Raw genomic sequence first — 22,802 nt, 5'->3', positions numbered from 1 at the left:
GACTACACCGCCCCCGCCTTCTGCGCATAGGACCAGGCCTGCTTGGTCATGGGCACCATGCGCTTGACCGACTCGATCGCCTTGTCGTTGGCGGCGGTGCCGTCGCGGATGCGGCCGATGATGCCCTGCAGGATGCCGGCGAGCCGGAACAGATTGTAGGCGAAGTACCAGTTGAGATCGGGCAGCTCGGTGCCGGTGACCCCACGATAGATCTCCGCCGCTTCTTCCATGGTCGGGATGTTCAGCGCTTTCAGGTCGACGCCGTCGAGGCCCGGCATGATCCACTGCATCAGCAAATAGGTGAAGTCCGCCATGGGATCACCAAGCGTCGACAGTTCCCAGTCGAGCACCGCGATGACGCGCGGCTCGGTCGCGTGGAAGATCATGTTGTCGAGCCGGTAGTCGCCATGCACGATCGAGACGCGCTGCTGCGCCGGCAAGGTGCGCGGCAGCCACTCGATCAGCTTCTCCATTTCCGGCAGATGCTCGGTCTCGGAGGCGCGATATTGCTTGGTCCAGCGGTCGACCTGGCGGGCAAAGTAGTTGCCGGGCTTGCCGAAGTCGGCAAGGCCGATCGCCGCCGGATCATAGCTGTGCAGCCTGGCCAAGGTTTCGATCTTGCTGGTGAAGATCGCGCGCCGCTCGGGCGCTGCGACATGCGGCAGGGTCGGATCCCAGAACACCCGGCCCTCCTCCATCGACATGATGTAGAAGGCAGCGCCGATGACGCTGTCGTCGTTGCACAGCGCATAGGCCTTGGCGACCGGAAAGCCCTGCTTGCCGAGTGCGGCGATGACGCGGAATTCGCGATCGACTGCGTGCGCCGACGGCAGCAGCTTGCCGAACGGCTTTCGCCTGAGCACGTAGGAACGCGCCGGCGTGTTCAGACGATAGGTCGGGTTCGACTGGCCGCCCTTGAACTGCAGCACGGTCAGCGGGCCCTGATAGCCTTCGACATGCTCGGCCATCCAGGCCGCGAGCTTGGCCTCGTCGAAACGATGCCGCTCCTCGACCGGCTTGGTGCCGGAGAATTCTTCGTCCTTCTTGACGCCGTCGGCCACGACGAGGCTCCCTTCTCACGTGTTCGTCATTCCGGGGCAGCCCGCAGGCTGAACCCGGAATCTCTATCTTGGCGGACCCATCTCTGGATTCCGGGTTCGACGCTGCGCGTCGCCCCGGAATGACGCAAGTGGTGCGTCACCGCTCGGCATTAGAATTCGTAGGGTGGGCAAAGCGAAGCGTGCCCACCATGTTGCTTTGAACTCGAAAGTGGGTGGGCACGCATCCGCCCCCGCGCTCTGCGCGGCGACGGACGCTTTGCCCACCCTAGAAGTCGACGCTCAATGCCGCGGCTCGTTGGCGTATTTCTTCATCTCGAGCCGGGCAATGGCGCGGTTGTGCACCTCGTCCGGGCCGTCGGCAAGACGGAGCGTGCGGATGTTGGCGTAGTCCTTGGCGAGACCCGCATCATCCGACACGCCGGCGCCGCCGAACGCCTGGATGGCATCGTCGATGATCTTCAGCGCCATGTTGGGGGCGGCGACCTTGATCATCGCGATCTCGCCCTGGGCGGTCTTGTTGCCGACCTTGTCCATCATGTCGGCCGCCTTGAGGCACAATAGCCGGCACATCTCGATGTTGGTGCGGGCCTCACCGATGCGCTGCTCCCACACCGAATGCTCGATGATCTTCTTGCCGAACGCCTGGCGCGTCATCAGCCGGCGCACCATCTTCTCCAGCGACTCCTCGGCCTTGCCGATGGTGCGCATGCAGTGATGGATGCGGCCCGGACCGAGACGGCCCTGCGCGATCTCGAAGCCGCGGCCCTCGCCGAGCAGGATGTTTTCCGCAGGAACGCGGACGTTCTCGAGCAGCACCTGGGCATGGCCGTGCGGCGCGTCGTCGAAGCCGAACACCGGCAGCATCTTCTCGACCTTGATGCCGGGGGTGTCGAGCGGCACCAGGATCTGCGACTGCTGCTGATGCTTGGCGGCCGATGGATCGGTCTTGCCCATCAGGATCGCGATCTTGCAGCGGGGATCGCCGACGCCCGACGACCACCATTTGCGGCCGTTGATGACGTAATGATCGCCGTCACGCACGATCCGCGTCTCGATGTTGGTAGCATCCGACGAGGCCACCGCCGGCTCCGTCATCAGGAAGGCCGAGCGGATCTCGCCGTCCATCAGCGGGCGCAGCCATTTGCGCTTCTGCTCCTTGGTGCCGTAGCGGATGAACACTTCCATGTTGCCGGTGTCGGGCGCCGAGCAGTTGAACACCTCGGACGCCCAGGAGATGCGGCCCATTTCCTCGGACAGCAGCGCATATTCGAGATTGGTGAGGCCGGCGCCGCGGAACTCGTCGTCCTCATGCGGCGACGGCGGCATGAACATGTTCCAGAGGCCTTCCGCCTTTGCCTTGGCCTTGAGGTCCTCCAGGATCGGGATCACCTTCCAGCGGTCGCCCTCGGCGTCCTGCTGCTTGTAGATCGGCACCGCCGGGCGGACATGCTTGGTCATGAAGCTGCGCACGCGCTCCAGCCATTCCTGCTGCTTCGCCGACATCGTGAAGTCCATGGGACTCTCCTTGGGTGTTTCCTCTGAAACTTTGGCCGCAGTGTCGGCCCGCCCACGGCGTCCGTGCAAGTGTGATCTTGCGCGACACGACCGCGCGAACCGTCGCTGCAGCGCCGAAATGTCGCCCCACGGAAGAACCGTGATTGACATTGCGGCCGTCTCAAACAATAGTTTCATACAATTGTTTGAAACGCAACTCCCACCCCGCTTCATCGTTCGGGAGGACGAGCATGGCGACCGACCAGACCCGGACTGCGATCCTGATCGCCGCCGAGCGGCTCTATGCCGAACGCGGCTTCTCCGACGTGACCTTGCGCGACATCGTGGCGGAGGCGAACGTCAATCTCGCCGCGGTGAACTATCATTTCGGCTCCAAGGACGAGCTGATCGCCGAACTGTTCGTGACCCGCTCGATCGCGCTCAACCGCGAGCGCCTGCGCGAATTGCGTGAAGCCGAGGATGCGGGCGGCGGTCGCGCCGACATCTCCGACATCCTGCGCGCCCTCGTGGGCCCGATCCTGCGCGGCTGCCTTGGCCCTGAGAACCAACGCTCGGCGGTGGCGCAGTTCATGATCCGCGCCTCGATCGAATCGGTGCCGCCAATTCGCCGCATCAAGACCAAGGAAATCGACCATTTGCGCAAATTCGCCGGCGCAATGCAGCGCGCCCTGCCCGACAGCTCCGAGGTCGATCTGTTCTGGGGCCTGCATTTTGCGCTCGCCATGGCGCATCACACCATCCGCGAGAGCGAGCGCCTCACCAAGCTCTCCGACGGCCGATGCGACCTCGACGATGTCGAGGATGTGATCGCGCGGGTGGTGCGCGGCGCCGTGCTCGGCTTGACCACGCGCGATCAGGCGGCAAAGTCGAAGGCCAGGATTGCAGCGCGCTGAGCGCCGATCGCCACAGATGACGTCGCCACCAATGACAATGGAACTCGCCCGATGACGGTCCGTTCGCGATTGATCCTGGCCGCTGCGGCCAGTGCGCTCGCCATGATGATGGCGAGCGAGCCGGCGCTGGCGCGCGGCGCCGCCGCCAGCATCATGAACTCGCCCGGCTATCAGCGCCGCTTGCAGGAATCCCGGCAGCAGCTCGGCACGCCGCCGCCTGCCCCATACGTGGCAGAGCCGCGCTATCACCGCCCCAAATCGAAGCGGCATAGGCATCACCGCACGCGATAGCCGCGCGTCCGCCTGCTCCATTCCCGCTGTCATTCCGGGGCATTCGCGCGCAAGATGGCGAAGCCATCTTGAAACAGCGCGAATGAGCCCGGAATCCATAACCACGAACAGCAGTCGTTCGGAGACAGCGGCCACGTCCAGCTCGCTCTACCATGACCGCTTGTGGCTATGGATTCCGGGCTCGCGCTTACGCGCGCCCCGGAATGACAAACGGAGAGAGCGGGGATCCGGAGGAGCTACACCACGCCCTGCTGCTTCAGCGCCGCGATCTTCGCCGCGTCGTAGCCGAGCCCCGACAGCACGTCCTGCGTATGCTCGCCGAGCAGCGGCGGCGCGCGATACTCGGTGATCGGGGTACCGGAGAAGGTCAGCGCGTTGCGGATCAGGGACAGATGCGGCTCGAACGGGTGTTCGACCTTCACCTCCATGCCGCGCGAGCGGACATGCGGATCGGCGAACACGTGCGCAAAATCGTTGACCGGCCCGCACGGCACGCCCGCCTTCTCCAGCTCCTCCAGCCAATGCGTCACCGAGTTCTTCAGGAACAGGCCGGCGAAGATCGCCATGATCTCCTTGCCGTTGACGACGCGGTCGTTGTTCTTGAGGAATTTGGGATCGGTCGCGAGCTCCGGCGCCCCTAACACCGCGCAGGTGCGCGCGAACTGCGCGTCGTTGCCGACCACCAGCATCAATTCGCCGTCGGTGCAGCGGAACACGCCGGCCGGCATGCCGCCATTGCCCCAGGTGCCGCGGCGCGGCGGCGACTTGCCGTTGATCAGGAAGATCTGGGCATAGTGCGACAGCGAGGCGATCACGGTGTCGAACAGGCAGACGTCGATGTGCTGGCCGCCGCCGCCATTGACGTCGCGGTGATACAGCGCGGAGAGGATGCCGATCGAGGTGTTCATGCCGGTCATGTAGTCGACGATCGAGGGACCGACCTTCATCGGCCCCGCCCCCGGTTCGCCGTCCATGTGGCCGGTCACGCTCATCAGCCCGCCCATGGCCTGGAAGATCGCATCGTAGCCCGCCCGCGGTGCATACGGCCCGGTCTGGCCGAAGCCGGTGACCGAGCAATAGATCACCTCGGGATTGACGGCGCGGATCGCCTCATAGTCCAGGCCATAGCGCTTGAGATCGCCGACCTTGTAGTTCTCCATGAACACGTCGCAGTCCTTGGCGAGCGCGCGGATGATCTCCTGCCCCTCCGGCGAGGCGATGTTGACCGTGACGGACTTCTTGTTGCGGTTGGCGCAGATGTAGAAGGAATTGTTGTTGTTGGCCTTGCCATCGGGGTCCCTGAGGTAGGGCGGACCGAACGCGCGCGCATCGTCGCCGGTGCCGGGCCGCTCGATCTTGATCACCTCGGCGCCGAGATCGGCCAGCATCTGCGCGGACAGCGGTCCGGCCAGCACGCGGGTCAGATCGAGAATCTTGATGCCAGAAAGCGGCAGGGCCGACATGGAGTTCCTCCGGGAGCTTTATTCCTTGTGGCGGACATCCCGAGCGAGAGCCCCGCCTGTCACCCGCGGATACACCATTTCCCGCGCCGGAGCACTGCGCTGGCGGCATGCCGCCTTGCCGCGGACCGTCGCCCGGATGCGCGCAGCGATATCCGGGGTCTCCACCCGCGCTCGTGCCGAACCCGGATGTCGCTGCGCTCATCCGGGCTACGCAGCCATGCTGACTTTCTTGCTTCGTTTTGTGTGCAGCCTGCGGCGGGACACATCCAGAAACACGGAACAAGGAGCTGTTAAGCGTTCCGGTCGCACCTGGGCGCAGGTTTGATGTCGCACCCCGGAGCACGCCATGACGTCGATCTCTGCATCCTCCATGAGCGGATATTCGCCGCTCGACCTGCTCAAGCAGGAACTCACCAAGGAAGTCTCGGCCGGCAAGGTCAGCTCCGCCGACCAGACTGCGCTGTCCTCGGCGCTCGACGACATCGATTCCGCATTGCAGAGCGGCAGCTCGTCGTCATCGTCGAGCTCCAGCGCGCCGCCGTCGCCCAAGGAGATGCAGTCGAAGATCGACGATCTCATCCAGAGTGAGGTCGACAGCGGCAAGCTGACCTCGGACCAGGCGACCGAGCTGAAGAACGTATTTGCCAACGCCTTCTCCGGCGGTCCGGGCGGCGCAGGTGGCGCCGGCGGTCCGCCGCCGGCCCCGCCGAGCGATGAGTCCAGCACCGACACCACGTCGAGCACCTCCTCCTCGTCGTCTTCATCGTCCTCATCCCAGGTCGAGGAGCTGTTGAAGAAGCTGCTCGAGGCGCTGCAGAGCTCGAACAGCAGCACGACCTCCTCGTACAGCGCCAGCGGCACCAGCTCGTCGAGCTCGACCAGCAAGTCGCTGGTGGTGGATTTCTCGGCCTGACCGGCGAGAGATGGAGCCGTTTGGCCCGGATGAGCGCAGCGACATCCGGGTTCTCCGAGACTCCGCGTGAGACCCGCATGTTGCTTCGCTCATGCGGGGCTGGAAGAGGCGACCACGCCGTCAATCCGGCGCGTTGAACGTTCTGGCGAAATACACCGGCGCCGCCGCCGCCTTCAGCCGATAGAGCTGCGCCGGACGGTTCGGCCCCTTGCGCATCTTGGCGATCGGCTCGATCAGGTCGGCCGAGAGCATGCGGGTGCGAAAGGCGCTCTTTTCCAGCGGACGATCGAGCACGATCTCGTAAGTCCGCTGCAGCTCGGGCAGTGTGAACTCCTCCGGCATCAGATAGGCCGGCAGCGAGGTGTACTCGACCTTGTTGCGCAGCCGCTGCACGGCGGCCTGCAGGATCTCGGCATGATCGAACGCGAGATTCGGCTTCACGCTCATGCCCACGAGCGGAAACCATTGCGCATCGGCCGCGAGCGCGGCCTCCGCCGCTGACGCCGGGATCAGCGCAAAATACGCGTGCGTCGCCGACCAGCCGCGCGGATCACGGTGCGCACTGCCCCAGCTGCCGAGCTGCTCCAGATAGGTGCTGATCACGCCGGTCTTCTCGGCAAGCTTGCGCCGCGCGCAGGCTTCGAGATCGCGATCCTTGTCGACATCGACGAAGCCGCCCGGGAGCGCAAACGCGTCCGGGAACGGCTCTCCCTCGCCGTGGCCGCGCCGCACCAGCAGCACGTGCAGCGCCTCCAGCCGGATCGTGAAGATGACGATGTCCACCGTGGTCAGCGGCCGCGGAAAATCCAGTCCGCCCGCTCTCGCAGCCGCTCCGCCGCCCTGCCCCTGCCGTGCTGCCATACCGTCCGCCCCCGAATTTGTCCCTTGACACTAGCATACTTAGTTGTACTGTCCAACTTACTAAGTTGGCGTGACACACTTATCCATTGAACGTCAGGAGGCCGCCATGTTCGGCTTACGCTTCATCAAGGCCCAACCCACCACCTATCTCCTCAAGTACCGCGCCGGCAGCGTGGTCGAGGAAGGTGCCGGGCTCTCCACCTTCTATTACGGGCCCGCCACTTCCCTGGTCGCGATCCCCATCGGCAGCCGCGACGCCGCCTTCATCTTCCAGCAGATCGCCCGCGACTTTCAGACGCTGACGATCCAGGGCCAGGTGACCTACCGCATCGGCGAGCCGAGGAAGGCGGCGGCGATGCTCAACTTCACGCTCAAGCGCGACGGCAAGACCTACGAGTCCGATGACTCGGAGGAGCTGCCGCAGCGCGTGCTCGGCGCGGTCGAGGTGCTGGCGCAGCAGGCGGTCAAGGACATGACCCTGAAAGAGGCGTTGCGTGCCTCCGACCGCATCGCCGAGACGATTGCGGCCGGATTGAAGCGGCGCGCCGACATCGAGGCGCTGGGCCTGGAAATCCTTGGCGTCGCCGTGCGCGCGGTGAAGCCGACGCCGGAGACCGCCAAGGCGCTGGAGGCCGAGGCGCGCGAGGCGATCCTGAGGACCGCGGACGAAGCCATCTTCGCGCGGCGCAATTTCGCCGTCGAGCGCGAGCGGGCGATCCGGGAGAGCGAGCTCGACACGGAGATCGCGGTCGAGCAGAAGAAGCGCTCGATCCGCGAGACGCAGATGGATGCGGAGGCCAGCGTCGCCGCGAAGAAGAACGAGCTGCGCGAGGCCGGCATGGTCGCCGATATCGGGCTGGAGGCCAAGCGGAAGGATTTCGTGTCGCTGAATGCGGCGAACACCCGCACTTTGGCGGATGCCGAAGCCTATCGCGTCGGCGCGCTGATGAAGATCTTCGAGGGCGTCGACACCCGCGTGATCCAGGCGCTCGCCGCCACCGGCATGCAACCCGGCCAGTTGATCGCGCAGGCGTTCTCGGGCCTCGCCGAAAAGGCCGAGAAGATCGGGCAGCTGAACGTCTCGCCGGAGCTCCTGAACAGCCTGATGCAGAAGCCCGCGGAGGCCGCCCGTGTCCGGCAATGACCGCAAGGTGGTGCTGGTTGTCAGGAGAACGCGGCTCGAGGAGCTGATCACCAGATTCCTCACCGCGGACCAGGCCCGCTTCTATGTCGAGCATCTCGGCGCCGACTTCTCCGACTACGAACGCGAGCACGCGGCCTACCAGGCCGCGCGCTTGACCAGCGTCCAGACACTGGAGCGCTGGGGCCGCTACCAGATCGTCGACCGCGGCTTCCTGCCGAACTTCATCTTCGGCCCCGCCGACATCGTCGCGGCGCTCGGCCCCGACGGGCTCGTCGCCAACACCATGAAATATCTCGACGGCCAGCCGCTGCTCGGCCTGAACCCGGACGCGGCCCGGCATGACGGCGTGCTGCTGCCGTTCGCGCCGGCCGATCTCGCGAACCTGCTGCCGGAGGTTGCTGCCGACCGGCGCGCGGCCAAGACGGTGACCATGGCGCGCGCGAGCCTCGCCGACGGCCAGGTGCTCCATGCGGTCAACGACCTCTTCATCGGCGCGCGCACGCATGTCTCGGCCCGCTACGAGATCGCGACCCGCGAGCATCAGGAGCGGCAGTCCTCCAGCGGCCTGATCGTCGCGACCGGACTCGGCTCGACTGCGTGGTTCAAGAGCATCGTCACCGGCGCGCTGGCGATCGCCGGCAACTTCGGCAGCCCCACGACGGGCGGCGACTACACCGCCCTGCCCTGGGACGCCCGGAGCTTGCGCTTTGCCGTGCGCGAGCCGTTCCCGAGCAAGACGTCACAGACATCCCTGGTCTGCGGAGGGCTGAACGGCGCCGAAACACTGCGCCTGCGCTCGCTGATGCCCGAGAACGGCGTCATTTTCTCCGACGGCATCGAGGCGGATCACCTCGATTTCAATGCGGGGACGGAAGCGGTGATCGGGATCGCGGAGCGCCAGGGGCGGTTGATCGTGTAGCCACACGGCGACGCTCGTAGGCCGGATGAGCGCAGCGACATCCGGGATCATCGCAACAGTCGTGGGACCGCGGATATCGCTGCGCTCATCCGGGCTACGCGTCCGTCACTCCCTCGCGAACACCAGCACGCCATTCGCCGGAATCGTCACGTCAGCCGAGCTGCGCTGGCCGTGCAGCGGCGGGCCGCCTGCGGTGACCGAGCCATTGTTACCAACCACATCCGGATTGACCCAGTTGTCATAGACGTCGCTGTTGAATACCTCCTTCCACTGCCCCGCTGCCGGAAAGCCGATCGCATAGTCGCGCCATGGCGTCTCGCTGAGGCTGACGATCACCATCACGTCGTCGCCCTGGCCGTCCCAGCGGTGGAAGGCGAGCACGCGGTTGCCGTCATGGACGTGGACGATGGCGCATCCCTCCGCGGTCAGCGCCGGATGGGTGCGGCGGATCGCGATCAACTCGCGCGTGAAGCGCATCGCATCAGCGGTGATCTTGTCCTCGCCGTCGAGCAGCGCCCATTGGATGGTCGTGTCCAGGCTCGGCGTGTCGCTCCACGGCCGGTCCTCGAACAGCTCCTGGCCCATGAACAGCATCGGGACGCCGGGCGCGGTCAGCAGCAGGCTGGTGGCGACGCGGCTGCGGCTGCGCGCGTACCAGCAACGGCTGTCGACGGGATCGGCGAGACGCGAGATGCGCGGCTCGCGGCCGGCATAGACGATGTCGTGGTTCTCGATCGAGTTGACGGCGCGCCAGCGCTTGTCGAGGCTGAGATCGGCGATCGCCGCGGCGATCGGCTGCATCGGGACGACGGCGCCCGCGCCGCCGGCAGCGCTCGCGACGGCGCCGCGCACCGCGAGCCGCAATCCGTCGCTCCAGGTCGCATCGAAGCCGGCGCCGCCATGCGCGATGTCCCTCACCACCCACGGGTTCACCGGCCAGTATTCCGCGATCTGGATCGCATCCGGCTTCTCCGCGCGCAGCGCTTCGGTGAGCTGCTGGCAGGTCGCCCAGCCGCCGAAGCGGTCCATCACGCTGACCTCGTCGAAACGCAGGCCGTCGGCGTGATACTCGCGATAGAACATCACGGCGTTGTCGACGAGATACCGCCGCACGTCGGCGTTCCAGTAGGCGAACACCTGGCCGCCCGCCCAGCCCTGATCGGTGAAATACAGGCTGCGATTGGGATCGCCATAGGCCTGACGGTCGAAGAACCAGATGCTGCTCTCGTCAAAACCGCCGCCGGCGTGGTTGTAGACGACGTCGAACAGCACGGCGATGCCATGGACATGACAGACGTCGATCAGCGCGCGGAGCTGGTCGTCGCAGTGACGCACCACGCCGATATCGGCGTAAGGTGTCGCGCCGGCTGCGACGAGGATCTCGTTGGTGCGTTTGAAGTAGGCCGCGAGATGCGCGTCTTCTGCCTCCCCGTACTCGGTCTCCGGGCTGAACAGGTCGGTGCCGTTGTAACCCATGCTGAACATGGTCGGGAATTCCTGCACCGGCAGCAGCTCGATCGCGTTGACGCCGAGCTTCGCCAGATGCGGCACTCGCTCGATCACGTCGAAGAAGCAGCCGTCGGGATTGCCCGCCTTCATGTCGAAGGTGCCGACATGGAGCTGATAGATCACGAGCTCGTTGTTGGGCGGCGGCGTGTAGTCGGTGTCGTGCCAGGGAAAAGCGTGCGGATTGCGCAGCACCGAATGCGCCTGCGGAAACGGCGGATCGACCGTAAGCAGCCGTGCATGCGGATCGCGCTTGTAGCCGGAGCTGCCTTCACCCTCGACGAAGTACATATAGGCGTCGCCGTCCTTCAGAGACGGCACGAAGATCGCCCAATGGCCGTTGCCGATCGGCGCCAGCCGGCAGCTCGCGTCCTGCGCCCAGTCGTTGAACGGGCCGGAGACGTAGACCGCCTTGGCATGCGGCGCGAACACGCGGAAGGTGGCGCCGCCGGTCACCAGGGTGCCGCCCATGGGAGCCTGGAGAAGATGCATCTGCCTGAGCGAAATCCTGAGGCCTTCGGGGAACGGCGGCAGCGTAACAGGTTCGAGCAGCATATCCATGGCGGTCGGCTCTCCGCGCGTCAGAACAGCCGCGCGCCGTTCGGCACGCGCTTGTCGGGCTGGAACAGCACGACGTTGCCCTGTTCATCGGGAAAGCCGAGCGTCAGCACCTCGGACATGAACTTGCCGATCTGGCGCGGCGGGAAGTTGACGACGCCGGCCACCTGGCGGCCGACCAGGGTGGCCGGATCGTAGAGCGTGGCGATCTGGGCGCTGGAGCGCCTGGTGCCGATGCCGGGCCCGAAATCGATGGTCAGCTTCAGCGACGGTTTGCGCGCCTCCGGATAGGGCTCGGCCGCGACGATGGTGCCGATGCGGATGTCGACGGCCAGGAACTGGTCGAAGCTGATCCCTGCCGCCACCGGCGCTGTGGGATCATGGGCAAGATGCATGGCGGCCTCATCGAATGCGCGACCGCGCGGGAAGGCTAGCGGTGCCGACGCGGTCTGGGTCGGAATCTTTAATCGCCATAAGGGCTCCTGACAATGCACGCGCCCGGCGACGGCACGGCATATGGACGATTGGCTGTATTGGTGTGGCAGGCCGGTCGCAGCCTGCGGAGCCTTCAATCGCAGGCCAGGCAAGCGGGGGTGCAGCTGCCCCCCATCGCCGAGCGGGAGGTGCGTGAATCGCCATGGCATGTCGCTAGCGGCGAATGGCCGCGTGCACGCCTTGACCCGCCCTGCAGCATGTCCGCCGCCGAGCGCATGACTATGACACGTCGCCCGTAATGTCGCAGTTCGGTCGCTTTGCCTCCAGACCCAGCACGGTGGCCCAGCCTGGCTGCGAATACTGGACATCATCAGCAAGCTTCGCCGGGCACAACCTGCCCACCGCGCGTTGCTGGCCCCGGCGCTCTTTGGAATGGTCCTGCCCGGCGCCTCTGTCAGGCGAGCTAGGCGGCTCGCCGCCCGCGCGACAGAGTGTCGGATGGAAGCTCACCGAACATCTCGCGATAGTCTCTTGCGAAGTGTCCGAGATTTCCGAAGCCGCAATTGAAGGCGACTGCAGAGACGGAGGTGCGCTGATCTGCCCCCGAGAGCATCTGTTTTGCCTGTCGCAATCGCACCGTTTTTGCAAACGTCGTCGGAGAGTATCCGCGGCTTTTTTTAAACGCCGCATACAGCGCGCGGATGCTGACGCCTGTCTGCGATGCCAGCTCCTCGATCGTGATGGCGCGCCCACAAGAGGCCTCGATATACTCTTCGGTCAGCCGAACGATCCGCGGCGCGACGTCCTTTTCGTCTCTCTCCAACAGCTCGCTGAAATTGTGGCGGTGAGCCGACAGGAAGGAAACGATGAGAGCCTGCTCCAGTTCGGCCAGCACCGCGCGTGGCAGCTCTGTAGCCGTCGCATCCAGCTGATGAGCGAGGAACATCGTCAGATCGCGCAAAACCAGAGCGTTCGGCTGCACCGCAGCCGCCATGGGATCAAACCTGAGGACGCCAGCCGGCTTTGCGCCCAGGAGCGTCGTCAACGACCTTTCCAGCGCCCCCGTACTTATTCGAAGAATGAGCTGCGCATAACCTGGCTCGAACACAATCCTGATCGGTTCACCCGGCGGAATTATACAGGCCTGCCGCTCAGTTATCGCGATCGCCGTGCGATTTAGAACGGTCAAAGCTCTGCCTTTGAGGCCAATTTGCAGGCGCGCGAAGTCGCCCTCCGGGAACTTAACGACCGACGTTCCCCCGTCATATGAACAAAAGCCAAGGCCGATATTCGCAAGCCGAAGGTAGTTGCCCACCCCCAGGAAGCCATCTGGCTTGGTGACTGTGAAGCCAGTTGCCCCGTAGACGGTACGCAACGCGTGCTCCATCGCCTCCGGATCGTCTGTACGAATGACGGGAGCGCGGCTCAGCAGGCTTACGGATTGATCTAGGTTCATCGGAAGATGGTACCTCGGTTTGACCGAACTGATACTCCGGGAAAACACCGGTCAGCGGCGAGGTGTCGCAGTTCCATCTTCTTCATCGACGCGCTTCAATTTCCTTCCAGATTACTACTTGGCCTCATCTCATGAGGTCTGCGCTGGACGATGCGGCAACCCTCCCGCCTACCCCCGAGAGAATATCCGCCATGAAGTTGAAGCTCGCTACGCGTATATCCAGCAGCGACGTCAGGTGAACGTGACCCGAACAAGTTGAAAAGCGCGGCGCTTTCTACGAGACGAGAATATTCGAAAGACCTGACCCGCTTCTTGGCGCCTCGCCGCAGTCGGACGGCGTCATCATGATTGGCTCTCAGCTTGAGTTGGCGACCCGCGCTTTGCTTCGCCGCTGCCCAAGCGCTATTGGGACTGGCCTGACCGACGCTTCTGTAAGGCGAGCTAGGCGGCTCGTCGCGAGCGCAACAGAGTTTCGGATGGAAGCTCACCGAACATCTCGCGATAGTCTCTTGCGAAGTGTCCGAGATTTCCGAAGCCGCAATTGTAGGCGACTGCAGAGACGGAGGTGCGCTGATCTGCCCCCGAGAGCATCTGCTTTGCCCGTCGCAATCGCACCGTTTTCGCAAACGCCATCGGCGAGTATCCGCGGCTCTTCTTGAACGCAGTATAGAGCGCGCGGATGCTGACGCCTGTCTGCGACGCCAGCGCCTCGATCGTGATGGCGCGGTCCCAAGAGGCCTCGATATACTCCTCGGCCAGCCGGACGATCCGCGGCACGACATCCTTTTCGGCTCTCTCCAACAGCTCGCTGAAATTGTGGCGGTGAGCCGACAGGAAGGAAACGATGAGAGCCTGCTCCAGTTCGGCCAGCACCGCGCGCGGCAGCTCTGTCGCCGTCGCATCCAGCTGATGAGCGAGGAACATCGCCAGATCGCGCAAGACCAGAGCGTTCGGCTGCACCGCAGCCGCTATGGGATCAAACTTGAGGACACCGGCTGGCTTTGCACCGAGCAGCGTCGTCAATGTCTGCTCCAACGCCCTCGCGCTTATTCGAAGAATGAGCTGCTCATAACCTGGCTCGAACACAATCCTGTTGGGTTCGCCAGGCGCAACTATGCAGGACTGCCGCTCGGTTATCGCGATCGCCGTGCGATTCAGAACGGTCAAAGCGCTGCCTTTGAGGCCAATTTGCAGCCGCGCGTAGTCGCTTTCCGGGAACTTGACGACCGCCCTCGCCCCGCCATAGGCACAAAAGCCAAGGCCGATATTCGCAAGCTGAAGGTAGTTGCCCACCCCCTGGAAGCCATCTGCCTTGGTGACTGCGAAGCCAGTTGCCCCGTAGACCGTACGCAACGCGTGCTCCATCGCCTCCGGATCGTCCGTACGAATGACGGGAGCCCGGCTCAATAGGCTCACGGATCGGTCCAAGTTCATCGGTCTGTCCTCGCTCACGGCTCGCTTGAATACTGAAGAGTACGTCCTCCGGACTGATCCAAGTCAACTCCGCGAAACTCCCGTCACGCGGGAGGCGGCCAGGCGCCGCAGCTCGATCATGTTCCCGACTTCTCACATGTTAACTTGAGCAGGTAACTGGCTAGTGTTGCGGCTAATTCTGAGCAACGTTTGCAGAGTTTGGACTTGAGAATAACTTCAAAATCGCCGCGCGACGCGCTTCAATCTCGTTGAGATGAGCAGGCAGCAGGTTCTGTAGAGTGCGACCGGAAGAGAGGAGATGAACGTGGCGGCACGGGAACCGGCATCCCGGCGAAGTGGAACTCATGAGTTCCGTGCTGGACGAGGCGGTGATCCCCTGCCCAAGGCCGGGCAAAACTCCACCACGAAATCAAGACTCGCTAAGCGCATCCTCGCAGCGACAGACAGGGTTGAACGTGACCGAGCGAGCCGAGACCCGCGGCACTTTTGGGAGACGATAATGTTCGGAACACCAACACACCTAACCGGCGACGCTCGGCGCTTGAGATTCTCGATCTTGCGAAGCAGGTCACCGAAGCGATGAACTTATGCCCTTGTCACAACGCGAACCTGGCAACGTCCACACGCCTGTCGATATGAGGCGAGATGAAGTGAGTCCAATCATGCTTATCAAGACGGTCACGTTGCATTCTCTTAGTTATCTTGTAGGCATTACCAGTTCAGTGGCGGTGCACCAGGTCATCCCCTCGCCGGGCACAGCGAGCGTCTTCCAGTCTGGCACGGCTGCAATAGGTCATCAGCAGGTCGCCAATCGCTCGACCAAGAGCGATAAGTTGCCAATCAGGCAGGCAAAGCGTCAACTCAACGTGCCAAGTTTCAATTTCGGAACCAACTGTAAACCGCCGATTGATGTCCGTGGGCGCTGCTTTGCAGACGCCGGAGGGACCCGCAAGGTCGCGCTGTCCGCTCGCGGCCCCCTTCGCGGCACACCGATTGTTTTGAACCAAATTGGTCCTGATGCGACAGATCTCGTGTAGTGGTGGTGCAGGCAAAATGACCGATATTCGAGGCGGCGACCTGTCCAATCATTCGGTATTGAAATCGCTAAGCAGAATCCGCACAGCAAAGCTACACCTCGATCGGCCGACGTCGTACCAATCGACAGAGGCCGCCCTGCTGTCGCAGATCGCGCTTTGCGACGTTCTATTGGACGAAATTCAATCGGTCGCCCGCAGCCTGAAGCGGGCGAGGCCGTGCCCCGGTGAGCCGACGCCTGGTCGCAACCGGGCGCGGCTGCGGTACCATTCCTCAAGACATGATCTGCAGCGACGACGCGCGGCGCAGCGATGCCGTATGCCGTCGAAGTTTCGTTCGGTCGCCACCTAGCCCGGACGAGCGCAGCAACATCCGGGTTCGCCGACACGGCACGCAAGACCGCTGGCGCCGACGCGCGTCCCGCGCGCCGGCTGTCGCTCATGCGGGCTACGCGCTGCACCCATATCCGCGCGAGAAACGCACCATCTCTCCTCCCTCATTGCGAGCTGCGCTCGCAATGAGGATTGGCGCGGCAGTCTCGTGCGTCAAGCTGTCATTCGCACCGGGCGCAGTGGGCAGGTCGCTTCGCGGCTTTCGCCGCGTAGCGCCTTTGCCCACCCTACGCTACTACAACTACGCATTCTCCAGATGGCACGCCACCCACTGGTCCTCGCCCTTCAGACGCAGCTCGGGCGCCTCCATTCGGCAGCGGTCGAATGCGAGAGGGCAGCGGGTGTTGAAGCGGCAGCCCTTGGGCGGGTTGACGGGGCTGGGAACGTCGCCCTTGAGAATGATCGGGGTGCGCTCGGCGCCGGGTTCGGGAATTGGGACGGCTGAGAGAAGCGCCCTGGTGTAGGGATGGCCGGGAGACGCAAAGATCTGCCGTCTGGGGGCGAGCTCGACGATGCGGCCGAGATACATCACGGCGACGCGGTGCGTCATGTGCTCGACGATGGCGAGATCGTGGCTGATGAACAGCAGCGCGAGGCCGAATTCGCGCTGCAGGTCCTGCAGGAGGTTGACGATCTGCGCCTTGACGGAGACGTCGAGCGCGGAGACCGCCTCGTCGCAGACGATCACGTCGGGCTTGGCGGCGAGCGCCCGCGCAATGCCGATGCGCTGGCGCTGGCCGCCGGAGAATTCGTGCGGGCGGCGGTTCACGGCGTCGCGCGGCAGCCGGACGATCTCCATCAGCTCGGCAATGCGCGCATCGCGCTCGGCCGCAGTCTTGGCGAGGCCGAAATTGTTGATCGGCTCGGCCAGGATGTCGCGGATCCGCATCCGCGGGTTGAGGCTGGAGAACGGGTCCTGGAACACGACCTGAACGCGGCGGCGCATGTCGCGCAGGCTGCCCGGGCCGAGATCGTCGATCCGCGTGCCGTCGAGCACGATCTGGCCGGCCGTGATGTCGAACAGGCGCAGGATGGCGCGGCCGACGGTGGACTTGCCGCAGCCGGATTCGCCGACCAGCGACAACGTCTCGCCGCGCGCGATCTCGAACGACACGCCGTCGACGGCGTGCACCCGGCTCTTGGCTCGCCCAAACAGGCCGCTGCGGATCGGGAAATGCTTCTTGAGGTCGTTGACCTGGAGCAGCGGCATGGTCATGCGGCGGCCTGCTCCTTGGCAGCGAAATGGCAGGCGGCGATGTGATGCTTGGCCTTCTGCTCCAGCCCCGGCGCATATTGGCGGCAGACGTCGGTGGCAAGCGCGCAGCGGCCGGCGAACACGCAGCCCTCGATGCGCTGCTTGAGGTCCGGCACCTGGCCGGGAATTTCCGCGAGACGCCTGGTTTCGCCCGACAGCGACGAGCCGAGCTTGGGCAGCGCGCCGAGCAGGCCCTGAGTGTAGGGATGGCGGGGCGAGCGGAACAGCTCCCTGACCGGCGCTTCCTCGACCTTGCGGCCGGCATACATCACCATCACGCGCTCGGCGACCTCGGCGACGACGCCGAGATCATGGGTGATCAGGACGATGGCTGCACCGACGCGCTGCTTCAATTCCAGCATCAGCTTGAGGATCTGCGCCTGGATGGTGACGTCGAGCGCTGTGGTCGGCTCGTCCGCAATCAGGAGCTTCGGGTTGCAGGCCAGCGCCATCGCGATCATCACGCGCTGGCGCATGCCGCCGGACAGCTGGTGCGGATATTCGCGCACGCGGCGCGCCGGCTCGGGGATGCCGACCAGCGTCAGCATCTCCACCGCGCGCGCTTCCGCCTGCGCCTGGTCGAGCCCCTGATGCAGCCGCAGGGTCTCGCCGATCTGGCGGCCGACCGTCAGCACCGGGTTGAGGCTCGTCATCGGCTCCTGGAAGATCATCGAGATGTCGTTGCCGCGGAGCTGACGCATCTCGCGGTCGGGGAGCTTAAGAATGTCCCTGCCCTCGAGCTTGATCGAGCCCGCGATCTTGCCCGGCGGCTCCGGGATCAGCCGCATCATCGACATTGACGTCACCGACTTGCCGCAGCCGGATTCGCCGACGATGGCGAGCGTCTCGCCGGGGTTGACGTGGAAGGAGACGCCATCGACGGCACGGTTGATGCCGGTCGGCGTGCGGAAATGGACCTGGAGATTCTCGACCTCGAGCAGCGGCATCATTTGAGCTCCCGGCGATCTCTGACTGCGCTGCTCATGGGCTCTTCGCCATGCGCGGGTCGAGCGCGTCGCGGAGGCCGTCGCCGACAAGGTTGACGGCGAGCACGGTCACCGAGAGGAACGCGGCGGGGAAGAACACGATGAAGGGCTTGACCTGCCACAGCGCGCGGCCTTCGGCCATGATGTTGCCCCAGGACGGGATGGTCGGCGGCGTGCCGGCGCCGATGAAGGACAGGATCGCCTCGGTGATCATCGCGCTGGCGCAGATGTAGGTCGCCTGCACCAGCATCGGCGCCATGGTGTTGGGCAGGATGTGGCGCAGGATCACCATCGGCGTGCGCGTGCCCGAGGCGACCGCGCCATCGACATAGGGCTGCTCTCGCAAGCTCAGGACGACACCGCGCACCAGCCGCGCCACGCGCGGGATCTCGGCAATGGTGATGGCGAGGATGACGTTGCCGACGCTGCCACGCGTCAGCGCCATCAGCGCCACCGCGAGCAGGATCGGCGGTATCGACATCAGCCCGTCCATGCAGCGCATCAGGACGCCATCGGCCCAGCGCAGGAAGCCGGCGACAAGACCGATGGTGAGGCCGATCAGGGAGGCGCCGAGCGCCACCGCGAGGCCGACCGTCAGCGAGACGCGGGTGCCATAGAGCACGCGGGAATAAATGTCGCGGCCGAGCGCATCGGTGCCGAACCAGAAATCCGCCGACGGCAGCCGCGTGCGCTTGGCCGGCGCGATCGCGGTGGGATCGACGGTGAAGAGGAATGGCGCGAACACGCCGATGATGACGAGCAGCAGCAGGAGCGCGCCGCCGATCGCAACCGTCGGATGGTTGCGCAGGAAGCCGATGGCGCCGCGCCGGATCTTCGGCGCGACCATCAGGTCGGGCAGAACAGGCGCGAGAACGAGGCCTGGCGGCGGCGATGTGGAGGTCGTGGCGGTCAATAGCGGATCCTCGGGTCGACCAGGGTGTAGGTGACGTCGATCAGGAGATTGACGAGCACGTAGACGAAGCTGAACAAGAGCACGATGCCCTGGATGACCGGATAGTCACGGCGCAGGATGGCATCGATGGTGAGCCGGCCGAGGCCCGGAATGGCGAACACGCTCTCGGTGACGACGGCGCCGCCGATCAGGAGCGCGATGCCGATGCCGACGACGGTGACGATCGGCACCGCGGCATTCTTCAGCGCATGAATGAACAGGATGCCGCCCTGCCCCAGGCCCTTGGCGCGCGCGGTGCGGATGTAGTCCTGCTGCAGCACCTCGAGCATCGCGGCGCGGGTGATGCGCGCGATCAGCGCGATGTAGACGCAGCCGAGCGCGACCGCCGGCAGGATCAGGTTCTGCAGCCACGGCCAGAACCCTTGGGCCAGCGGCGTATAGCCCTGCACCGGAAGCCAATCGAACTTCAGCGCGAAGACGTAGGCCAGGATGTAGCCGACCACGAACACCGGGACCGAGAACCCGAACACGGCGAACGCCATGATGATCCGATCGATCCAGGTGCCCGCCTTCCAGGCCGCGATGACACCGAGCGGCACGGCGATGATGATCGTGAGGACCAGGGTGACCATCATCAGCGACAGCGTCGGCTCGATACGCTGGGCAATCAATGCCGACACCGGCAGGTTGGTGAAGATCGAGGTGCCCAGATCGAAGTGCAGCAGGCGCCAAACCCAGCTACCGAACTGGACCAGGAATGGCTGGTCCAGTCCGAGATTGGCTCTGATACGCTCGACGTCGGCCGGGCTCGCCTGGTCGCCTGCGATCACAACGGCCGGATCACCCGGCGCGATGTAGAGCAGGCTGAAGACGAACAGCGCGACGATCGCCATCACCGGCAGCGTCGACAGGACTCGGCGGAGCGCATAGGTGAGCATGGGAGGTCTTTCGCCCTATGCGGTCTTCGACACGCCCCAGAACAAGGGGATCGGCCCCTTGGTCACGCCCGAGACGTTCTTGCGCCAAGCGGTATAGCCGAGGAAGAACCCGGTGGGCGCGAACACGACGTCGTCGATCGCCGCCTTGTTGATGCGCGCGGCGACCGCCTTCTCCTCGTCGAGCGACTTGGCGGCGAACCAGTTGGTGATTTCCTTCTCCACCGGCTCGCTGGTCGGCCAGCCGAACCAGGCCTTGTCGCCATTGGCCCGCAGCGCGGTGTAGGCGGCCGGGTTGATGCAGTCGGCACCTGCGTGCCAGGTGTGGAACATGTGCCAGCCGCCTTGCGAAGGCGGCGTCTTCTGCGCGCGGCGGGCGCCGACGGTGCCCCAATCGGTGGCGACGAAGTCGACGGTCATGCCGAGCTTCTTGAGGAGATCGGCGGTAACGTCGCCGAATGCCTTGGTGATCGGCTGGTCCTGCGCGACGACGCAGGTGATCGGCTCACCCTTATAGCCGGCCTCCTCAAGCAGCTTCTTGGCCGCCGCGAAATCGCGTTTGCCTTTGAGGATGTCGCCGCCCGCCTCGGTATAGAGCGGCGTGTCCGGCGTGAAGAAGCCGGGCAGCGGCTTCCACAGCGCGTTGTCGTCGCCGACCAGCGCGCGCATATAATCTTCCTGGCTCATCGCCATGAGGATCGCCTGGCGCGCCTTCACGTTGTTGAACGGCGCATGCAGGTGGTTCATGCGGAACGAGCCGACATTGCCGAGGGGATCGCCGATGTCGACGCCGATGTTCTTGTTGCCCTTCAGCACCGGCACGAGATCGGTGATCGGGTTCTCCCACCAGTCGACCTCACCGTTCTGCAGCGCGGCAGCCGCGGTCGCAGGATCCGGCATGATCACCCATTCGACGCGATCGACCAGCACCTGCTTGCCGCCGGCGAGCCACACCGGCTTCTCCTGGCGCGGCACGTAGTCGGTGAACTTCTCGAACACGGCCTTGGCGCCCGGCACCCACTCGCCCTTGGCGAATTTGAACGGGCCAGAGCCGACATATTCCGACATCTGCTTGAACGGGTCGGTCTGCGCAATGCGCTCGGGCATGATGAAGGCGCAGGGCGCATTGCCCTTGCCGAGCGCGAACAGCATCTTCGGATAGGGCTGCTTCAACACCCATTTGAAGGTCTTGTCGTCGACGGCCGTCAGTTCGTTCTGCAGCGCCTTCAGCATCAGGCCCATCGGATCGCGCGCCGACCAGCGCGTGAGGCTGGCGACGACGTCCTTGGCGAGCACCGGCTCGCCGTCATGGAATTTCAGTCCCGGGCGCAGCTTGAAGGTCCAGGTCAGGCCGTCGTCGGACACCTGCTCGGATTCCACCATCTGGCGCTGCGGCACGAACTGGTCGTCGATGCCGTACAGCGTGTCCCACACCATCGCGGCCGCGTTGCGCACGACATATTGCGTGCCCCAGATCGGATCGAAATTGGCGAGATTGGCCTGTGGCACAAAACGCAAGGTGCGTGCGGCAGCGCCTTGTGCGATCGCCGGCGCCGCAATCCCCGTCAGCGCCAGACCACCCGCGCCCGCCAATCCCTTCAATACCGTCCTGCGATCCATGTTCTCTCCTGATGCAACACGCCAAGTTCAATTGCCGAATTTGTAAGCAAGGCCCATGCCATGCACGTGGAGTGCATTCATTTGAACGCAAATGAGGCACGGGGCGCAAGCATTTGCGTAGCCCGGGCGAGCGCAGCGACTCCGGGTTCTCCGGCACAGTTCATGCGAACCCGCATGTCGCTTTCGCTCATGCGGGCTACGGAAAGTGCCGTGCAGCAACATCGTGCGTCACGCCTGCTTTGTGACGGGCGAGCCGTCGGCCATCAGCGTCTCGCCCTTGCGCTCGACGATCATGCCGTAAGCCTGCGGCTGGCGATGGACGTCGAAGTTGAACACCGTCTGCTTGTAGGATCTGCACAAATCGAGGTCACAGCGCGCCAGCGCGATCTCATCGCCCTTGGTGGCACAGGCCGCGACGATCTCGCCGGAGGGTGCGATGATGCAGCTGCCGGCGATGTGGTCGATGCCCTCCTCGATGCCCCCCTTGGCGACGCCGATGACCCAGGTGCCGTTCTGATAGGCACCGGACTGCATCACGAGGCGGTTGTGGAACAGCGAGAGATCGTCATGCTCCGGCGCGGGCGGATTGTGCACCGGCGTGTTGTAGCCGATCAGCACCATCTCGACGCCCTGCAGTCCCATCACGCGATAGGTCTCCGGCCAGCGGCGGTCGTTGCAGATCGCCATGCCGATGACGCCACCGAAGGCGCTGGAGACGCCGAAGCGCTTGCCGGGCTCGAAATAGCGCTTCTCCAGGTGCTGGAACTTGCGCCACGGCTCGTGCTCGGCATGTCCCGGCAGATGCACCTTGCGGTATTTCGAGACGATCGCGCCGGTCTTGTCGACGAGAATGGCGGTATTGTAGCGGTGCACGATGCCGCCCTCGAGCGCCAGCTCGGCATAGCCCAGGCAGAAGCCGATGCGCAGCTCCTTCGCGAGCGCGAACAAGGCCTGCGTTTCCGGCCCCGGCATCTCGCGCTCGAAATAGAGGTCGATCTCGGCCTGATCGGCCATGTACCAGCGCGGGAAGAACGTCGTCAGCGCGAGCTCGGGATAAACGATCAGGTCGCAGCCATTGGCGTGCGCCTGCCGCATCAACGCCATCAGTCGCGCAACCACCGCGGTCCGTGTTTCGCTCTTGGCAATCGGGCCGAGCTGACCAATGGCGACGTTGACGAAGCGCGGCATGTTTCCGTTCCTTATTTCGGAACTAAGTG

General features: G+C 64.6%; 20 protein-coding genes. 6 read left to right on the top strand and 14 right to left on the bottom strand.

Annotated elements, in window-relative coordinates; all coding sequences use genetic code 11:
• Positions 1 to 2 precede the first annotated feature (2 nt).
• Together QW887_RS00220 and QW887_RS00215 are read right to left on the bottom strand one after the other, a co-directional pair.
• Positions 3 to 1,061 carry a phosphotransferase family protein gene (locus QW887_RS00220; protein WP_315714587.1) on the bottom strand — a complete coding sequence of 353 codons (1,059 nt, stop codon included), beginning with the start codon at positions 1,059 to 1,061 and terminating at the stop codon, positions 3 to 5.
• 279 nt (positions 1,062 to 1,340) lie between these two features.
• Entirely contained in the window at positions 1,341 to 2,576 is a 1,236-nt protein-coding gene (locus QW887_RS00215; protein WP_315749560.1) for an acyl-CoA dehydrogenase family protein, read from the bottom strand.
• A gap of 230 nt (positions 2,577 to 2,806) precedes the next feature.
• On the opposite strand from QW887_RS00215, the gene QW887_RS00210 reads away from it, so the two are divergent.
• Entirely contained in the window at positions 2,807 to 3,469 is a 663-nt protein-coding gene (locus QW887_RS00210) for a TetR/AcrR family transcriptional regulator (protein ID WP_316164536.1), read from the top strand.
• Positions 3,470 to 3,520: 51 nt separating this feature from the next.
• Complete coding sequence (locus QW887_RS00205) at positions 3,521 to 3,760, top strand: hypothetical protein (protein WP_315749556.1); 240 nt, start codon at positions 3,521 to 3,523, stop codon at positions 3,758 to 3,760.
• Positions 3,761 to 3,996: 236 nt separating this feature from the next.
• Here QW887_RS00205 and QW887_RS00200 read toward each other — a convergent pair whose 3' ends face one another.
• Complete coding sequence (locus QW887_RS00200; protein WP_316192730.1) at positions 3,997 to 5,223, bottom strand: CaiB/BaiF CoA-transferase family protein; 1,227 nt, start codon at positions 5,221 to 5,223, stop codon at positions 3,997 to 3,999.
• Between the two features lie 346 nt (positions 5,224 to 5,569).
• On the opposite strand from QW887_RS00200, the gene QW887_RS00195 reads away from it, so the two are divergent.
• Positions 5,570 to 6,136, top strand: a complete 567-nt coding sequence (locus QW887_RS00195) for a hypothetical protein (protein ID WP_316192731.1) — start codon at positions 5,570 to 5,572, stop codon at positions 6,134 to 6,136.
• A 120-nt stretch (positions 6,137 to 6,256) separates the two neighbouring features.
• Here the strand turns inward: QW887_RS00195 and QW887_RS00190 are convergent, their stop codons facing one another.
• Positions 6,257 to 6,997 (bottom strand): NUDIX hydrolase, encoded by a 741-nt coding sequence (locus QW887_RS00190; protein ID WP_316192732.1) that lies wholly within the window; start codon positions 6,995 to 6,997, stop codon positions 6,257 to 6,259.
• A 106-nt stretch (positions 6,998 to 7,103) separates the two neighbouring features.
• On the opposite strand from QW887_RS00190, the gene QW887_RS00185 reads away from it, so the two are divergent.
• On the top strand, positions 7,104 to 8,141 hold the full coding sequence (locus QW887_RS00185) for an SPFH domain-containing protein (protein ID WP_316192733.1): 1,038 nt from the start codon (positions 7,104 to 7,106) through the stop codon (positions 8,139 to 8,141).
• Positions 8,128 to 9,060 (top strand): sugar kinase, encoded by a 933-nt coding sequence (locus QW887_RS00180; RefSeq protein ID WP_316174007.1) that lies wholly within the window; start codon positions 8,128 to 8,130, stop codon positions 9,058 to 9,060. The genes QW887_RS00185 and QW887_RS00180 overlap by 14 nt, the downstream gene beginning before the upstream one ends.
• 105 nt (positions 9,061 to 9,165) lie before the next feature.
• Here QW887_RS00180 and QW887_RS00175 read toward each other — a convergent pair whose 3' ends face one another.
• The 4 genes from QW887_RS00175 to QW887_RS00160 all read right to left on the bottom strand — a co-directional run bounded on the left by QW887_RS00175 (position 9,166) and on the right by QW887_RS00160 (position 14,449).
• A complete protein-coding gene (locus QW887_RS00175; protein WP_316194043.1) occupies positions 9,166 to 11,127 on the bottom strand; it encodes an alpha amylase C-terminal domain-containing protein in 1,962 nt (653 codons plus the stop codon).
• A gap of 20 nt (positions 11,128 to 11,147) precedes the next feature.
• The gene (locus QW887_RS00170) at positions 11,148 to 11,519 is read right to left on the bottom strand and encodes a tRNA-binding protein (RefSeq protein WP_315714597.1); all 372 of its coding nucleotides are present in this window, start codon (positions 11,517 to 11,519) and stop codon (positions 11,148 to 11,150) included.
• Between the two features lie 503 nt (positions 11,520 to 12,022).
• Positions 12,023 to 13,015 (bottom strand): AraC family transcriptional regulator, encoded by a 993-nt coding sequence (locus QW887_RS00165; protein WP_315714598.1) that lies wholly within the window; start codon positions 13,013 to 13,015, stop codon positions 12,023 to 12,025.
• 441 nt (positions 13,016 to 13,456) lie between these two features.
• Positions 13,457 to 14,449: an AraC family transcriptional regulator gene (locus QW887_RS00160; protein WP_315714599.1), complete on the bottom strand. Its 993-nt coding sequence runs from the start codon at positions 14,447 to 14,449 to the stop codon at positions 13,457 to 13,459.
• Between the two features lie 662 nt (positions 14,450 to 15,111).
• On the opposite strand from QW887_RS00160, the gene QW887_RS00155 reads away from it, so the two are divergent.
• Entirely contained in the window at positions 15,112 to 15,486 is a 375-nt protein-coding gene (locus tag QW887_RS00155; protein ID WP_316194041.1) for a hypothetical protein, read from the top strand.
• Between the two features lie 631 nt (positions 15,487 to 16,117).
• On the opposite strand, the gene QW887_RS00150 is transcribed toward QW887_RS00155, so the two are convergent.
• From QW887_RS00150 to QW887_RS00125, 6 genes are all read right to left on the bottom strand, one after another.
• Positions 16,118 to 17,092, bottom strand: a complete 975-nt coding sequence (locus tag QW887_RS00150; protein WP_316164524.1) for an oligopeptide/dipeptide ABC transporter ATP-binding protein — start codon at positions 17,090 to 17,092, stop codon at positions 16,118 to 16,120.
• Positions 17,089 to 18,078, bottom strand: coding sequence for an ABC transporter ATP-binding protein (locus QW887_RS00145; protein WP_316164840.1), 990 nt, complete (start codon positions 18,076 to 18,078; stop codon positions 17,089 to 17,091). Before QW887_RS00145 ends, QW887_RS00150 begins: the two co-directional genes overlap by 4 nt.
• A gap of 34 nt (positions 18,079 to 18,112) precedes the next feature.
• On the bottom strand, positions 18,113 to 19,030 hold the full coding sequence (locus QW887_RS00140) for an ABC transporter permease (RefSeq protein ID WP_316188425.1): 918 nt from the start codon (positions 19,028 to 19,030) through the stop codon (positions 18,113 to 18,115).
• Positions 19,027 to 19,968: an ABC transporter permease gene (locus tag QW887_RS00135; protein WP_315714604.1), complete on the bottom strand. Its 942-nt coding sequence runs from the start codon at positions 19,966 to 19,968 to the stop codon at positions 19,027 to 19,029. Before QW887_RS00135 ends, QW887_RS00140 begins: the two co-directional genes overlap by 4 nt.
• Before the next feature lie 15 nt (positions 19,969 to 19,983).
• Positions 19,984 to 21,585 (bottom strand): ABC transporter substrate-binding protein, encoded by a 1,602-nt coding sequence (locus QW887_RS00130; protein WP_316194040.1) that lies wholly within the window; start codon positions 21,583 to 21,585, stop codon positions 19,984 to 19,986.
• A gap of 228 nt (positions 21,586 to 21,813) precedes the next feature.
• Positions 21,814 to 22,773, bottom strand: coding sequence for an N-carbamoyl-D-amino-acid hydrolase (locus QW887_RS00125; RefSeq protein WP_316172068.1), 960 nt, complete (start codon positions 22,771 to 22,773; stop codon positions 21,814 to 21,816).
• Positions 22,774 to 22,802: the final 29 nt, after the last annotated feature.

It is taken from the genome of Bradyrhizobium sp. SZCCHNRI3052, from assembly GCF_032484895.1.
Taxonomy (GTDB): domain Bacteria; phylum Pseudomonadota; class Alphaproteobacteria; order Rhizobiales; family Xanthobacteraceae; genus Bradyrhizobium.
This window is presented reverse-complemented; position numbering and strand designations above follow the sequence as displayed.